General features: G+C 67.3%; 1 protein-coding gene. It reads left to right on the top strand.

Features of this window, described 5'->3' with window-relative positions; all coding sequences use genetic code 11:
- A partial coding sequence (locus JT360_RS33395; protein ID WP_214477757.1) for an AMP-binding enzyme occupies window positions 1–260 on the top strand: 260 nt, incomplete at both ends.

The raw sequence follows: 260 nt of genomic DNA, 5'->3' as shown, positions 1-260 counted from the left end.
CCGGCGGTGCGCGAGGCGGTGGTGATCGCGCGCGAAGACACGCCTGGCGACAAGCGCCTGGTCGCCTATGTGGTGGCACGGGATGAAGCCGGTGATGATCTTGCGGCGGTGCTGCGGACGCATCTGAGCGATCTTGTGCCGGAGTACATGGTGCCGGCGGCTTATGTGGTGCTGGAAGCATTGCCACTGACGCCGAACGGCAAGCTGGACCGCAAGGCGCTGCCGGCGCCTGACGAGGAGGCCTATGCGCGGCAGGCGTA

Origin of the sequence: Mesorhizobium sp. dw_380 (assembly GCF_018588885.1) — a bacterium.
GTDB lineage: Bacteria > Pseudomonadota > Alphaproteobacteria > Rhizobiales > Rhizobiaceae > Mesorhizobium.
The sequence above is the reverse complement of the archived record's forward strand: the minus strand, read 5'-3'. Positions and strand labels throughout refer to the sequence as shown.